Annotated in this window: 15 protein-coding genes; 5 read left to right on the top strand and 10 right to left on the bottom strand. The window is 66.6% G+C overall.

Going from position 1 to position 12,433, the window contains the following annotated elements; genetic code table 11:
• Positions 1 to 42: 42 nt before the first annotated feature.
• Positions 43 to 981, bottom strand: coding sequence for a hypothetical protein (locus ACZLIF_RS01905; protein WP_478462288.1), 939 nt, complete (start codon positions 979 to 981; stop codon positions 43 to 45).
• Between the two features lie 212 nt (positions 982 to 1,193).
• Here ACZLIF_RS01905 and ACZLIF_RS01900 point away from each other — a divergent pair, with 212 nt between their 5' ends.
• The 4 genes from ACZLIF_RS01900 (at position 1,194) to ACZLIF_RS01885 (ending at position 5,449) form a co-directional block, all read left to right on the top strand.
• A complete protein-coding gene (locus tag ACZLIF_RS01900) occupies positions 1,194 to 2,120 on the top strand; it encodes a YihY/virulence factor BrkB family protein (RefSeq protein WP_128988085.1) in 927 nt (308 codons plus the stop codon).
• 61 nt (positions 2,121 to 2,181) lie between these two features.
• A complete protein-coding gene (gene dnaG, locus ACZLIF_RS01895; protein WP_128988086.1) occupies positions 2,182 to 3,921 on the top strand; it encodes a DNA primase in 1,740 nt (579 codons plus the stop codon).
• Positions 3,922 to 3,948: 27 nt separating this feature from the next.
• On the top strand, positions 3,949 to 4,449 hold the full coding sequence (locus ACZLIF_RS01890) for a protein tyrosine phosphatase family protein (RefSeq protein ID WP_128988087.1): 501 nt from the start codon (positions 3,949 to 3,951) through the stop codon (positions 4,447 to 4,449).
• 28 nt (positions 4,450 to 4,477) lie between these two features.
• On the top strand, positions 4,478 to 5,449 hold the full coding sequence (locus ACZLIF_RS01885) for a bile acid:sodium symporter family protein (RefSeq protein WP_128988088.1): 972 nt from the start codon (positions 4,478 to 4,480) through the stop codon (positions 5,447 to 5,449).
• A gap of 96 nt (positions 5,450 to 5,545) precedes the next feature.
• Here ACZLIF_RS01885 and ACZLIF_RS01880 read toward each other — a convergent pair whose 3' ends face one another.
• The 6 genes from ACZLIF_RS01880 to ACZLIF_RS01855 all read right to left on the bottom strand — a co-directional run bounded on the left by ACZLIF_RS01880 (position 5,546) and on the right by ACZLIF_RS01855 (position 10,445).
• A complete protein-coding gene (locus ACZLIF_RS01880) occupies positions 5,546 to 6,289 on the bottom strand; it encodes a hypothetical protein (RefSeq protein WP_128988089.1) in 744 nt (247 codons plus the stop codon).
• A gap of 5 nt (positions 6,290 to 6,294) precedes the next feature.
• Positions 6,295 to 6,696 carry a hypothetical protein gene (locus tag ACZLIF_RS01875; protein ID WP_128988090.1) on the bottom strand — a complete coding sequence of 134 codons (402 nt, stop codon included), beginning with the start codon at positions 6,694 to 6,696 and terminating at the stop codon, positions 6,295 to 6,297.
• A gap of 336 nt (positions 6,697 to 7,032) precedes the next feature.
• Complete coding sequence (cyoE, locus tag ACZLIF_RS01870; protein ID WP_053519487.1) at positions 7,033 to 7,926, bottom strand: heme o synthase; 894 nt, start codon at positions 7,924 to 7,926, stop codon at positions 7,033 to 7,035.
• Positions 7,927 to 7,930: 4 nt separating this feature from the next.
• Entirely contained in the window at positions 7,931 to 9,094 is a 1,164-nt protein-coding gene (locus tag ACZLIF_RS01865) for a COX15/CtaA family protein (RefSeq protein ID WP_053519488.1), read from the bottom strand.
• A gap of 10 nt (positions 9,095 to 9,104) precedes the next feature.
• Positions 9,105 to 9,674, bottom strand: a complete 570-nt coding sequence (locus ACZLIF_RS01860) for a hypothetical protein (protein ID WP_128988092.1) — start codon at positions 9,672 to 9,674, stop codon at positions 9,105 to 9,107.
• Between the two features lie 57 nt (positions 9,675 to 9,731).
• Complete coding sequence (locus tag ACZLIF_RS01855) at positions 9,732 to 10,445, bottom strand: SURF1 family protein (RefSeq protein WP_065175446.1); 714 nt, start codon at positions 10,443 to 10,445, stop codon at positions 9,732 to 9,734.
• A gap of 57 nt (positions 10,446 to 10,502) precedes the next feature.
• Between ACZLIF_RS01855 and ACZLIF_RS01850 the strand changes: the two genes are divergently transcribed.
• The gene (locus tag ACZLIF_RS01850) at positions 10,503 to 10,721 is read left to right on the top strand and encodes a twin transmembrane helix small protein (protein ID WP_008264755.1); all 219 of its coding nucleotides are present in this window, start codon (positions 10,503 to 10,505) and stop codon (positions 10,719 to 10,721) included.
• A 21-nt stretch (positions 10,722 to 10,742) separates the two neighbouring features.
• On the opposite strand, the gene ACZLIF_RS01845 is transcribed toward ACZLIF_RS01850, so the two are convergent.
• The 3 genes from ACZLIF_RS01845 to ACZLIF_RS01835 are packed head-to-tail and all read right to left on the bottom strand — an operon-like array spanning position 10,743 to position 12,425.
• Positions 10,743 to 11,618, bottom strand: coding sequence for a cytochrome c oxidase subunit 3 (locus ACZLIF_RS01845; protein ID WP_128988093.1), 876 nt, complete (start codon positions 11,616 to 11,618; stop codon positions 10,743 to 10,745).
• A 13-nt stretch (positions 11,619 to 11,631) separates the two neighbouring features.
• Positions 11,632 to 12,222 carry a cytochrome c oxidase assembly protein gene (locus ACZLIF_RS01840; protein ID WP_053519492.1) on the bottom strand — a complete coding sequence of 197 codons (591 nt, stop codon included), beginning with the start codon at positions 12,220 to 12,222 and terminating at the stop codon, positions 11,632 to 11,634.
• Positions 12,219 to 12,425 carry a hypothetical protein gene (locus tag ACZLIF_RS01835; RefSeq protein WP_128988094.1) on the bottom strand — a complete coding sequence of 69 codons (207 nt, stop codon included), beginning with the start codon at positions 12,423 to 12,425 and terminating at the stop codon, positions 12,219 to 12,221. The genes ACZLIF_RS01840 and ACZLIF_RS01835 overlap by 4 nt, the downstream gene beginning before the upstream one ends.
• Positions 12,426 to 12,433: the final 8 nt, after the last annotated feature.

Genomic DNA, 12,433 nt, shown 5'->3' with positions numbered 1-12,433 from the left:
TTCACGCGGGCCTTGTCATTGCTGCAGCTGCCGCGCCAGCGCTTACACCTGGCGGCAGTTGCGCAGGGTCATGGAACTGCCCTCCACCGCGCTGACCTCGCCTTCCAGCTTGGCCCAGTCGCGTTCGCGCAGCATGGCGAAGTTGGCTGCCTGGTCCGGAGCGAATTCGCAACGGATGGTGTAGTTGTTGTTGTTGAAGGTGTCATACTGGCGGATCCGCAACAGGCCACGGGTCGGCGTCACCAGGTAGTTGATCGATCCGACCTCACCCGGACGGCTGGAGTAGCTGTTCGAGTTGACCGTGTAGATCTGGCCGTCGATCCGGTAGCGGCGACCGATGTACTTGGCATACACCGGCAGGAAGGTGGCCGAGCGGTCGCCCAGGTCTTCCTTGTTGGTGGTGGTGCCCAGCAGCAGGTCCTTGAAGCTGCCCGCAGCGTTGTAGGCCGCCATCGTATCGCGCACCTCCTTACCCATCTTCTTGGACAGGTCCGGCGCGGTCACCTCCTCCGCCACGGAGATCGGATACTGCGCGCGCGCGGCGGCGGCCAGCGCATCCCCCTGGCTGCCGCCCTTGAGCTTGTCCAGCATGTCGCACATCGACTTGCGGGCGTCCTCCTGGGCGATGGTCTGGCCGCGGGCCAGCTTGGTGGCCAGGGTGACCCGGCCGCTGCGGTCGGCGGTGCCGATCAGCACCAGCGGCGTGCGCAGGCCCTTGGTCTGGATCAGGTACTGGTTGCCGGTATCGCCTTCCACCAGCTGGCCGCCCACCTCGAACTGGTCATCGGCACCGATCTTGCGAAGCTGGTCCAGTGCACTCTGCACCTTCAGACCGGGCACCGTCAGGTCGGCCATGTACATCGCGCCATTGCGCGGATCCCCTACCGTCTTGAAGGCCTTTTCGCAGGCCGTGGACGCCGCAGCGGCCGAACCGCTCGTCGCCAGCAGCAACACCATCGTGGTGCAGACCATCCCTTTCATAACGCGTCCTTTTGCAGAGAAGTTGGATTGTCGTGGCCCCGCACACAGGCGGTGGGCCCGGATACCGTGGCGGCAGCCCCAGCGCGCCCTCGGTCCGGGCAGAAGGATAACGCGGACTTCGCTGCATTCCGCGACCGCGCTGCCACTTCACCTGCCGCAACGCCGGCATCTGCTAGAAAAGGAAGCCTGTACCGCTCCAGCCGACGCCGTAGATGCCGCATCCCCGCACCTTCCTGCCCATCGTCCGATCGCGCCTGGAGAAGCTGCAGGACAGCTTCCCGATGGCCGTGGCCAAGCGCTTCGTCGAAATCGACGTCCTGACCCAGGCCGCATCGGTTTCGTTCTATTCCCTGCTGTCGATGGCGCCGTTGCTGGTGCTGCTGCTGTGGTTGACCGCCTCGCTGTACCCGCCCGCGCAGCAGGCGCTGATCAGCCAGATCGGCTCGGTGGCCGGCAGCAGCGTGGCCAGCGTGGCCGATACCGTGCTGCACAACGCCAACAGCCAGCCGAGCATGGGCTCGCTGGCCGGGTTGTGGAGCACCCTGCTGCTGTTCGTCGGCGCCACCGCCGTGTTCGCACAGCTGCAGAACGCACTCAACCGCATCTTCCATACCAGCGGCCAGCGCCTGGAAGGCGTCCAGGCCTGGCTGCGCAAGCGCGTGTTCTCCTTCGGCGTGGTGCTGGCGCTGGGCTTCCTGCTGATCCTGTCGATGACCGCCACCACCGCCCTGCAGGTGGTATTCGCGCAGCTGCCATCGGTGTTGCCGGCCATCGGTTACGTGACCACGCTGCTGCTGTACACGCTGGCCTTCGCCTTCCTCTACCACTATCTGCCCGACCGTCGCGTGGCCTGGCGCCAGGCCTTCATCGGCGGGGCCATCACCTCGCTCCTGTTCGCCCTGGGGCGCTACGGCATCGGCGTCTACATCGCCACCGTGGCACCCGGCAGCGCCTATGGTTCGATGGGCGCCCTGGTGATCGCGCTGGTCTGGATCTACTACGCCACCGCGGTGTTCTTCGTCGGCGCCCTGATGACCGCGGTGATCGACGAGCGCCTGAGTGCCCGGGCACAGCGGGCGGCCGCCAGCGCCGGCGGCGGCAGCGAACAACAGGCCGGCCCGACCATCGCCAGCGAGTAAACTAGGGGGGACCTGCCGCCCCTGCTGCGCGCCCCGGCGGCCGCGCCCTGCCCTGCTGCCCATGGCCCGTATCCCCGACGCTTTCATCGACGACCTGCTGGCCCGCACCGACATCGTCGAGGTGGTGGGCAGCCGTGTGCCGTTGAAGCGACAGGGCAAGGAGTACGCGGCACGCTGCCCGTTCCATGACGAGCGCTCGGCCTCGTTCACCGTCTCGCCGACCAAGCAGTTCTATCACTGCTTCGGCTGCGGTGCGCACGGCACCGCAATCAGCTTCCTGATGAACTACGACCGCCTCGAGTTCCTCGACGCGGTGGATGAGCTGGCCAAGCGCGCGGGCATGGACGTACCGCGCAGTGAGAACCCGCGCAGCGCCCAGCAGCAGGACGACAGCCGCGAACTCTATTCGGCACTGGATGCAGCGGCGCGCTTCTTCCAGAAGAACCTGGAGGGCAGCGACAAGGCCCGCGCCTACCTTGACGGCCGTGGCGTGGACGAACAGAACCGCGCCCGCTTCCAGATCGGCTATGCGCCCGACGGCTACAGCGGCCTGCGCGATGCGCTGGGCAAGGACGAGCGGCGGATGAAGCTGCTCGACCGTGCCGGCCTGTTCTCCAAGAACGACCGGGGGCACGTCTACGACAAGTTCCGCGACCGGGTGATGTTCCCGATCTTCGACCGCCGTGGACGGGTGATCGCCTTCGGTGGCCGGGTGTTCGAGAAGGACGACGGTCCCAAGTACCTCAATTCGCCCGAAACCGCGCTGTTCCACAAGGGCCGCGAACTGTACGGCCTGTGGCAGGTGCGCCAGGCGAACCAGAAGATCGAGCGGCTGATCGTGGTCGAGGGTTACATGGACGTGGTCTCGCTGTTCCAGTTCGGCGTCACCCAGGCGGTGGCGACGCTGGGCACCGCGACCACGCCCGACCATGCCGAGCTGCTGTTCCGAAACGCACCGGACGTGTTCTTCTGCTTCGATGGCGATGCCGCCGGCCGCCGCGCCGGCTGGAAGGCACTGGAGTCGGTGCTGCCGCGCATGAAGGACGGCCGCCAGGCCTTCTTCCTGTTCCTGCCCGACGGCGAGGACCCGGACACCATCGTGCGCAAGGAAGGCGCTGAGGCCTTCAACGAACGCCTGAAGCAGGCCACGCCGCTATCGCAGTTCTTCTTCGACGAGCTGACCCGCGAGATCAACATGGGCACGCTGGACGGCCGGGCACGCCTGGCCGAGCGGGCCAGACCGATGCTGGCGCAGATTCCCGATGGCGCGTTCGGTGACCTGATGAAGCAGCAGCTGGCGCAGCTGACCGGGCTCGGTGCGGCCACGCAGAATACCCGCACGGCGATGCCGCAGCGCCCTCCGGCACGGTCGATCCAGCCGGTGGCCAAGCGCAGCCTGGTGCGGGGTGCGATCGCCGTGCTGCTGCAGCAGCCGTCGCTGGCGCTGACCCTGGGCGGCAAGCATCACTTCCAGGGCCTGCGCCTGCCGGGTGTGGAGCTGCTGCTGGAGCTGCTGGCGCTGGTCGAACAGCGTCCCGATATCAGCACCGGCGCGCTGCTGGAGCATTTCGACAGGCGTGAGGAGCAGGCCTCGCTGCACACGCTGGCCGCCCAGACCCTGCCCGGCAGCGAAGCGATCTGGACCCAGGAACTGCACGACGCCGTGGCCCAGCTGGAGAAACAGCTGTTGCAGCAACGTCTGGAAGAGCTGTTGGCAAAGCAGCGGCAGCAGGGACTGGACGATACTGACAAGTACGAACTGCGCGAGCTGCTCAAGGCCCGCGCCAGCCTGGGCCGGTAGCGGCGGAACGTTTTAACGGAGAGGACCATGCTGCTGCGCCTGACCTGCCTGCTGTTGCTGTCCCTCTGCCTGCCGCTGGCGGCCTTGGCCGCAGATGCCCCGCTCAATGAAGTCCGCCCCGGCCTGTATGCCGGCGGCCAGCCCAGTGCCGCACACCTGCGCGAACTGGCTGCGCAAGGCGTGCGCACCGTGATCGACCTGCGCCAGCCCGACGAGGACCGTGGTTTCGATGAAACCCGCGCGGCCGAATCGCTGGGCCTGCGCTATGTGCGCATCCCGGTGGCCGGCGCCGAGGACCTGGATGCGGCCAATGTGCGCGCCGTGCACCAGGCCCTGCAGCAGAGCCAGGGGCCGGTGCTGCTGCACTGCGCGTCCGGCAACCGCGCCGGTGCCGTGCTCGGCCTGGTCAATGCACGCTACGAACATGCCAGCCCGGAACAGGCCCTTCAGCTGGGCCAGCGCGCCGGCCTGAAGTCGCTGGAAGCGGTCACCCGCCAGCGTCTGGCCACACCGGTCACCTCGCCCTGAACCCTCCACACCAAGGAGTCTGCCCCCCATGACCCGCTGGTGGTCGCGCCTGCGACCGGACAACTTCACCCTCGCCCTGCTGTGCACGGTCGGCCTGGCGTCGCTGCTGCCGATGAAGGGCGCCGCCGCCATCGTCCTGGACGATGTCACCACGGTCGCCATCGCCGCGCTGTTCTTCCTGCACGGGGCGCGCCTGCCGCGCGAATCGATCATCGGCGGCATGCTGCACTGGCGCCTGCATCTGACCATTCTCGCCTGCACCTTCCTGCTGTTTCCGATGCTGGGCCTGATGTTCAAGCCGCTGTCGGGCTGGCTGTTGACCCCGGAGCTGTACCTGGGCGTGCTGTTCCTGTGCACCCTGCCCTCCACCGTGCAGTCGTCCATCGCCTTCACCTCGATGGCGCGCGGCAATGTGCCGGCGGCCGTCTGCAGCGCATCGCTGTCGAGCATCCTCGGTGTGTTCCTCACGCCGCTGTTGTTGACCGCGCTGGCCGGCACCTCCGGCGGTGTGCATGACCCGCTGCATGCGATCGGCGGCATCATGCTGCAGCTGCTGGTGCCGTTCGTGGCCGGCCACCTGCTGCGCCCGTGGATCGCCGGCTGGGTCGAGAAGCAGCGCGCGCTGCTGCGCTACACCGACCAGGCCACCATCCTGCTGGTCGTGTATTCGGCGTTCGGCGAAGCCGTCACCGAAGGGCTCTGGAGCAAGACCCCTGTGCTGTCACTGCTGGCAGTGGCCGTGGTAGCCGCCGTCCTGCTCGGTATCGCCATGCCGCTGATCACCTTCATCGCCCGTCGCCTGCGCTTCAACCGCGAGGACGAGATCGCCATCGTGTTCTGCGGCTCCAAGAAGAGCCTGGCCACCGGCGTGCCGATCGCCAAGGTGCTGTTCGCCGGGGGCAGCCTCGGTGCCATCGTGCTGCCGGTGATGATCTACCACCAGATCCAGCTGATCGTCTGCGGTGTGATCGCGCAGCGCTACGCACGGCGCAGCTCCTGACCCGGAAATTCATCCACACATGGCGTGGAACTACTGCAGAGCAGAGCCCATGCTCGGCTGATGCCACGCCACGTGTGGACGCCCCTCGCGCCGTCGCTAATCCACGATGGCGGCAGCGATGTCGTGCAGCAATCGGGCGTTACGCTCCACGTCGGTGCCGCGCTCCCCGGTTGCGATCAGGCTGAAGGTCTTGCTGTCTCCCGTCCAGACAAGCTCGACGCGGGTACGGCCAGCGCTGTCAACGCTCTTCTTCAAGTGCGCGAGCGCGCCCTTCACTGTTGTGTTCTGCGCCTCGGCGATGACCTCGATATGCGTGCCCGCAGCGAGGAAGTTGTTCTCGCTGAACTCCACGACGCCGACGCCTTCCAGCTGGAAGAAACGGCTCAGCCCCGAGGACCTGCTTCCATCCAGCACGCCACTGGACTCCATACCGATCAGCTCCGCCGGTCCCAGGAGGCTTGCTTCCAAGCTGCTGGGTGGCTGTGGCAGCCGCTGGCGTAGTTCCGACGCCGAGCGATATCGGCGGGGCAAGGCGGCCAGCAGTTCGGCCCGCGTTGGGATGATCCCTTCTGCAACCTGCACCACACCCGCTGACCGGTCCATGTCCGTGCGAAGCTGATGCTTCACCTCTTCGGGGGCATCCAGGTCTGCCAGTCGCACGATCTGGTAGCTGCCAGCGCCGACAGACGATTCTCTCGTCGTCGAGGTCTCCTGCATTGCAGCTTGCATGGCACGTTGATGCAGCCAACGTCCCACCGGATCAGGAGCTGCATCGGTCTGCGATGCCTGGGCCGACATCGACATCAGCAGTGAAATTGCAAGACAGCAAAGGCTTTTCATGATGCTCACCACTCCGAAAGTTGGCAATCGACCGCGCTCGTGGACTGGGTGAATACACGTCCGCCCAGCACCCATGTGTGGTAACCATGAACAACCATCCGTTCCGGATCGGTGCCATCGCCTGCGTAGAAGCGCCAGGAGTACAGTCCATTGTTGGGAGCAGCAAGGACATGCTTCGGCTCGATGTTTCCAAGCGGGATATGCCTGGATGCGGTAGAGCCCTGGAAGTTGCGGAACTGGGGCCGTTCGTAGGTAACGGATTCATTGACGAATCCAATGCAGTTGGCCCGACTCAGTGCTTTTACTTCTGCTGTTGCATTGCCGGCCAAGCATGCAAGCGCAGCACATAGAACGATGGGCAGAGAAACATGGCATTTCATTGATTGCTCCACAGGATTGCGATTCATCTCGCAAATCCTGTGTATCCACATTCGACCATCCCGCCTGCCGGATCCATCCGTATCTGTGATCCACTGCCCGCGGTGAGTCAGCAGCGCGGCAGATCCCCACACCTTAGCGGCTCGGCGGGTTGGCAAAGTGCCGCCTCCGGCGAGCGGAAGCCGACATTGAACGCACGGAGTTCTGTGGAAGACCGTCCACGCACGGCGTGGCTGCGCAGCACGCGTGCCGCCTCGATCAGGTCAAGCCTGTCCTCCCTGCGACGGCCGTCATGCATCCGGCTGATGCGCCCGCCTTTCCCTGGGATACGGTAGCGCCGGGCCATGCCCGGCGGCAGGCGCCCGTTACAACCAGGGCAGGATCCAGTGGTCGATCAGCAGGAAGGCGAACAGCGCCATCAGATAGACGATGGAGTACTGGAACATCTTCATCGAGAACAGCTCATCCGGCGGATCCAGCATGCGCCACGCATACCAGAGGAACACCGCGTTGAGCACGATCGCACCGCCCAGGTAGAACGGTCCGCTCATGCCCACCAGATAGGGCAGCAGGCAGACCAGGGCCAGCACCACCGAATACACCATGATCTGTCTGCGGGTATGCACTACGCCGTGGGTCACCGGCAGCATCGGGATCTTCGCCTTGGCGTAGTCCTCGCGGCGGAAGATCGCCAGCGCCCAGAAATGCGGCGGCGTCCAGATGAAGATGATCAGCACCAGCAGCGACGAGTACGCCCAGTCCGAAGAGCCCTGCATTCCGGTGACGGCGGCCCAGCCCAGCATCGGTGGCATCGCGCCGGCCAGACCACCGATGACGATGTTCTGCGAGGTCGCACGCTTGAGGTAGACCGTATAGATCACCGCATAACCGATCAGCGAAGCGAAGGTCAGCACGGCGGTGATCACGTTCACCCACAGCACCAGGATCGTCATCGACAGCACGATCAGCGCGCCGGCGAACACCAGCACCTGCCACGGCTTGACCTTGCCGACCACCAGCGGCCGCCACGAGGTGCGCGCCATCTGCGCATCGATGTGCGCATCCAGCAGCTGGTTGATCGCAGCCGCAGCCGAGGCCGCCAGCCAGATGCCGAGGAAGCCGAGCAGGCCCGCGCGTACCTGTTCCCAGCTGGGCACGCCTGGAATGGCCAGGACCATGCCCACCAGGGCGGTGAACACGATCAGGGCGACGACCTTGGGCTTGGTCAGGTCCCAGTACTGGCGGTAATTGGAAAACATCGGATCAGTCCGGGGCACGCAGGCGGGCCAGCAGGCTGACCAGCACGAACAACAGGGCAACGGCCACGCCGTTGTGCGCCACCGCCACTTCCAGCGGCAGCGCCAGCTTCACGTTGAGGATGCCGAGGGTGACCTGCAGCACCAGCAGCACGATCAGCGCAGTCGCCCAGCCCCGCATGCTCGGCAGGCGGAACAGACGCACGCCCAGCCACAGCAGGTAGGCAGCCACCACGATGGCGAACAGGCGATGCGCCAGCTGGATGGCGATACGCGAGGCGCCATCGAGCACGCCCCCTTCGTAGTCCACGCCGATGCCACGCCACAGGGTGAAGCCTTCGACGAAGTTGTGCTGCGGCCACCACTGGTTGGCACAGCGTGGGAAGTTGTCCAGCGAGGCGCTGCCGCCGCCGCAGGCCAGCGCCGCATAGTTGGCACTGACCCAGCCGCCCAGTGCGATCTGGGTGACCAGCACGACCACGGCGGCACGCAGCAGCCACTTCAGCCTGGGCGCCTCGGCCAGCGTGATCGGCAGATGCGTGGCCCGCCACGCCAGCCACACCAGCAGGCCGAACATCAGCATGCCGCCCAGCAGGTGGCCCATCACCACGATCGGCTTCAGCAGCAGCGTCACCGTCCACATGCCCAGCAGGGCCTGGAAGATCACCACTGCCAGGGTCAGTACCGCCGCGCGCGCCAGATCGATGTTGTTCCAGCGCAAGGCGGCAATCAGCAGTATCGCCTCACCACTCAGGGCCAGGGCACTGGCCGTTGCATGCCAGCCCATCATGTACAACGGTATGCCGGCAGCCACCAGCACGCAGGCGGTGACGACCGCCGTGGTTCCGAACCGGCGCCTGCGCGTGGCCAGCAGGGCCAGGGTCAGGATCTCGATGCCCAGCGCGCCGGCCAGGAAGCGGTGCACCTGCTCGCGCCAGGCCTTGTGCGTTTCCAGCGGACGGATATCGGCAGCCGGGTGGCCAACCGTCTCCTCGATGTGCTGCGGCCAGGTCGCGCGGCCATAGCAGGTCGGCCAGTCCGGGCAGCTCAGCCCCGCATCGGACAGACGGACGAAGGCACCGAACATGATCGTGCTCGCGGTCATGATCATGGCGAACCACGCCAGGCGGTGGAAATTGCGGTGCAGCGCCGGACGCGCGGAAAGGCTCATCAAACAGGACTCACTTCAGTTTCAGCAACGTGGCCATGTCCTTGCGCATGCCCCCGAGGTCGCTGCCCGGGGCATGGCGCATGATCACGAAGCCGTTCGGATCGATCACGTAGACCGGCAGGCCAGCCGGATCGTCGACGCCGGGCAGGGCCGCGCGCAGCGCTGGCGACGGTGCCAGCGGCCGCAGCGCGGGCAGCGAGGCGATCGACGCCGGTGGCGGACCCAGCCACAGGATCTCGACATTATCGGCGTTATGGCCGAACAGCTGCCACACCTTGCCCAGTCCCTGCGACAAAGTGACGCACTGCGCGTCGCAGGCACCAGCCGGTGCCACCAGCAGGCGCCAGGTGCGCGCCTCCGGATTCCAGGGATAGGCCGTGCCGTCGGCCAGGGTCGGTGGCTGCTGGCGCAGGTCCACCGGGGGTTTGAGCAGCTGTCCACTGTTGCGGTGGCCGGTAGGCTGCCATCCGGAGAAGCGCAGCACGGCCGCCAGCGCCATTGCCCCGAAGAACACGGCGAACAACAACACCAGGGTCCGGCGACCGGAACCGCGCGCCTGCGGGGATGTAGCAGTGTTCATGCGGGCATTTTCTCATGGTTGGACAGGGGATGCCGGGCGTCCGAAGTCGGGCCGGCGCTAGCGTGGAACGCGCCTGCTGCGCCCTTCCAGCACCAGCGCAACCACCAGCACGGTCAGCGCCAGGCCGAACCATTGCACGGCGTAACCCAGGTGGCGCTGCGGGGGCAGCGTGTTCGGCAGCAGATCGAGGTCGCGTTCATCACCGAAGGGCAGCGCCGGATCAAGCCGCAGCACGCGCTCCGGCAGTGCGGGCAGCCCCAGCGCCGTCGCCAGGCCCTCGGCAGGCAGCCGGCTGGCCAGCCAGCGCTGCGCCTCACCGGTTGCAGAGAACGCCGGGCCCAGCGCCAACCCTGCCGACGGCGGCGGCGCCAGCAGCCCGCGCACGGCCACCGGCGAAGGCGGCGGCGGCAGGTCGGGGAGCGTGCGGTCGGCGGGCAGCGCGCGCCAGCCGAGGTCGACCAGCAGCACGCTGCCGCCGTCGCTGCGGAAGGGGCGATAGATCTTCACCCCGGCCCGGCCGTGCCGGGTCTGGTTGTCCAGCAGCACCACGCCCGGCAGGAAGCGGCCATGGTCGGCCACGCCATGCAGCGCGCCCGGCGCCGCCAGTGCCTGCGCCAGCGGAAGTGCCTGCGCCGCAGCGGGGCCCTGCGCATCCAGCATGGCCTGCTTTGCATGCATGCGCTGCAACTGCCACAGGCCCAGCGCGGTGAATCCCGTGATCGCCACCAGCGCCAGCAGCCAGCCGATCACCCGCGTGTGCTGGCGCATCATGACAAGTCCGCGCAAACGCGGTCAGATAGGCACATCCACCCTGCCCTCGAGCCGCGCATGAGTGATTCGCTGAAGACCCTGCTGGTGATCGCGTTTCTGATCGTCATCGTCTGGAACCTGGGCGCCGGGCTGTACTACCTGCTGGTCGACCGGGGCCAGACCAAGCGCACGGTCAACGCACTGACGCGCCGCATCGCGGTGTCGGTGGCGTTGATCGTACTGGTGATCGTGAGCATCTACATGGGCTGGATCAAACCACACGGCATCGGTGGCTGAGCACGCCACCGGCACCGGCACTTACAGCACGTAGACGAACAGGAACAGCATCAGCCACACCACGTCGACGAAGTGCCAGTACCACGCAGCGGCTTCGAACGCGAAATGGTTGTCGCGGGTGAAGTGCCCCTTTGCCGAGCGCAGCCACATCACGATCAGCATGATCGTGCCCAGCAGCACGTGCGCACCGTGGAAACCGGTCAGCATGAAGAACGTCGACCCGTAGATGCCCGAGCCGAGCGTCAGGTTCAGCTCCTTGTAGGCGTGGATGTACTCCTCCGCCTGCAGGGCGAGGAAGCCCAGGCCCAGCGCCACGGTCAGGCCCAGCCAGACCAGCAGCTGGCGACGGTGCCCGGCCTTCAGCGCATGGTGGGCGATGGTGAGCGTCACGCCGGAGGTCAGCAGGATCAGCGTATTGATCAGCGGCAGGCCCCAGGCCGGAATGGTCTGGAAGGCCCCGCCGATCGCCGCCGGGCCGTTGGTTGGCCACCCCGCGGAGTAGCCCTGCCACAGCAGCTCGTTGGTCATCACCCCGCGGCCCTCGCCGCTGAGCCAGGACAGGCCCAGGTGACGGGTGTAGAACAGTGCGCCGAAGAACGCGCCGAAGAACATCACCTCGGAGAAGATGAACCAGACCATCCCCATCCGGAACGAACCATCGACCTGGCGGTTGTAGTGGCCGGCCTGCGATTCGCGCACCACGTCGCTGAACCACCAGAACAGGGTCAGCACCAGCATCGCGATGCCGATGTAGAACGTCCAGCGCCCCCAGCTGGCATCGTTGAGCCAGCTGGCCACGCCCACCATGGTCACCATCATCGCGATGGAGCCCACGAATGGCCATTTGCTCTGGGCCGGGACGAAGTACACGTTGGCGTCGGTCGGTGTCTGGGCCATGTCGTTATCCGGGTCAGGGAGCGGCGTGCGCGCCTTCCGAGGTGGCGGCCGGAGCCAGCCGATCGGACAGCGCGTCGTTGCGGTAGAAGGTGTAGGACAGGGTGATCGTCTTGATTTCCGGCGGCAGATCCGGATCGACGATGAAGCGCACCGGCATGTCGCGCTTCTCGCCGGCCTGCAGCGTCTGCGCGGTGAAGCAGAAGCACTCGGTCTTGCTGAAGAATCCGGAGGCACGTGCTGGCGCGACCGAGGGCACCGCACTGCCGACGATCGCCTGTGGGCCGTCATTGCGGGCGTAATACAGCGCCTCGTTCAGCTCACCGGGCACCACGTCCATGGTCAGCTGCTCGGGATGGAATGCCCATGGCAGCCGCGAATTGACCCCGCCATCGAACTCCACCCGCACGGTGCGCTTTGCGGTGGCAGCCCCCACGCTGGCCTCGCTGCCCGGGCCACGCTCCAGGCGCACGCCGAACACCTTCTCGCACGCGATGCGATACAGCGGCACCAGCGAGAAGGTCAGCAGGAACACGGCCACGGCAACGCCGATCAGGCGCGGCAGGCCGGCGCTGGGCGACGGTGTGCTGGCCGGCGTCGGGCTCATCGTCCGATCACCCCGCTGAGAATGAAGGCGGCATAGACCAGTACGGCGATGGCGCCCACCACGACCGCCGTGCGCCGGGCACGCCGGCGCTGCTGTTCGATGCCCTCAGTCTCGCCGCCGTACAGCCGGGCCCTGCCCGGCTGCTCTTCGACAGCCGAGCCGGGCTCGGCTCTACAGGTCTGGAGCGGGCGCTCGTTATGCATGCCCCACC

This window comes from Stenotrophomonas sp. 2201_Sma, from assembly GCF_056486685.1.
This window is presented reverse-complemented; position numbering and strand designations above follow the sequence as displayed.

Excerpts from the sequence above, each read along its gene's own strand:
- ACZLIF_RS01875 (WP_128988090.1), bottom strand. The coding sequence starts at position 6,696 with ATGAATCGCAATCCTGTGGAGCAATCAATGAAATGCCATGTTTCTCTG.
- ACZLIF_RS01840 (WP_053519492.1), bottom strand. The coding sequence starts at position 12,222 with ATGAGCCCGACGCCGGCCAGCACACCGTCGCCCAGCGCCGGCCTGCCG.
- ACZLIF_RS01850 (WP_008264755.1), top strand. The coding sequence starts at position 10,503 with ATGAGTGATTCGCTGAAGACCCTGCTGGTGATCGCGTTTCTGATCGTC.
- ACZLIF_RS01900 (WP_128988085.1), top strand. The coding sequence starts at position 1,194 with ATGCCGCATCCCCGCACCTTCCTGCCCATCGTCCGATCGCGCCTGGAG.
- dnaG (WP_128988086.1), top strand. The coding sequence starts at position 2,182 with ATGGCCCGTATCCCCGACGCTTTCATCGACGACCTGCTGGCCCGCACC.
- ACZLIF_RS01835 (WP_128988094.1), bottom strand. The coding sequence starts at position 12,425 with ATGCATAACGAGCGCCCGCTCCAGACCTGTAGAGCCGAGCCCGGCTCG.
- ACZLIF_RS01890 (WP_128988087.1), top strand. The coding sequence starts at position 3,949 with ATGCTGCTGCGCCTGACCTGCCTGCTGTTGCTGTCCCTCTGCCTGCCG.
- ACZLIF_RS01855 (WP_065175446.1), bottom strand. The coding sequence starts at position 10,445 with ATGATGCGCCAGCACACGCGGGTGATCGGCTGGCTGCTGGCGCTGGTG.
- ACZLIF_RS01860 (WP_128988092.1), bottom strand. The coding sequence starts at position 9,674 with ATGAACACTGCTACATCCCCGCAGGCGCGCGGTTCCGGTCGCCGGACC.
- ACZLIF_RS01905 (WP_478462288.1), bottom strand. The coding sequence starts at position 981 with ATGAAAGGGATGGTCTGCACCACGATGGTGTTGCTGCTGGCGACGAGC.
- cyoE (WP_053519487.1), bottom strand. The coding sequence starts at position 7,926 with ATGTTTTCCAATTACCGCCAGTACTGGGACCTGACCAAGCCCAAGGTC.
- ACZLIF_RS01865 (WP_053519488.1), bottom strand. The coding sequence starts at position 9,094 with ATGAGCCTTTCCGCGCGTCCGGCGCTGCACCGCAATTTCCACCGCCTG.
- ACZLIF_RS01845 (WP_128988093.1), bottom strand. The coding sequence starts at position 11,618 with ATGGCCCAGACACCGACCGACGCCAACGTGTACTTCGTCCCGGCCCAG.
- ACZLIF_RS01885 (WP_128988088.1), top strand. The coding sequence starts at position 4,478 with ATGACCCGCTGGTGGTCGCGCCTGCGACCGGACAACTTCACCCTCGCC.
- ACZLIF_RS01880 (WP_128988089.1), bottom strand. The coding sequence starts at position 6,289 with ATGAAAAGCCTTTGCTGTCTTGCAATTTCACTGCTGATGTCGATGTCG.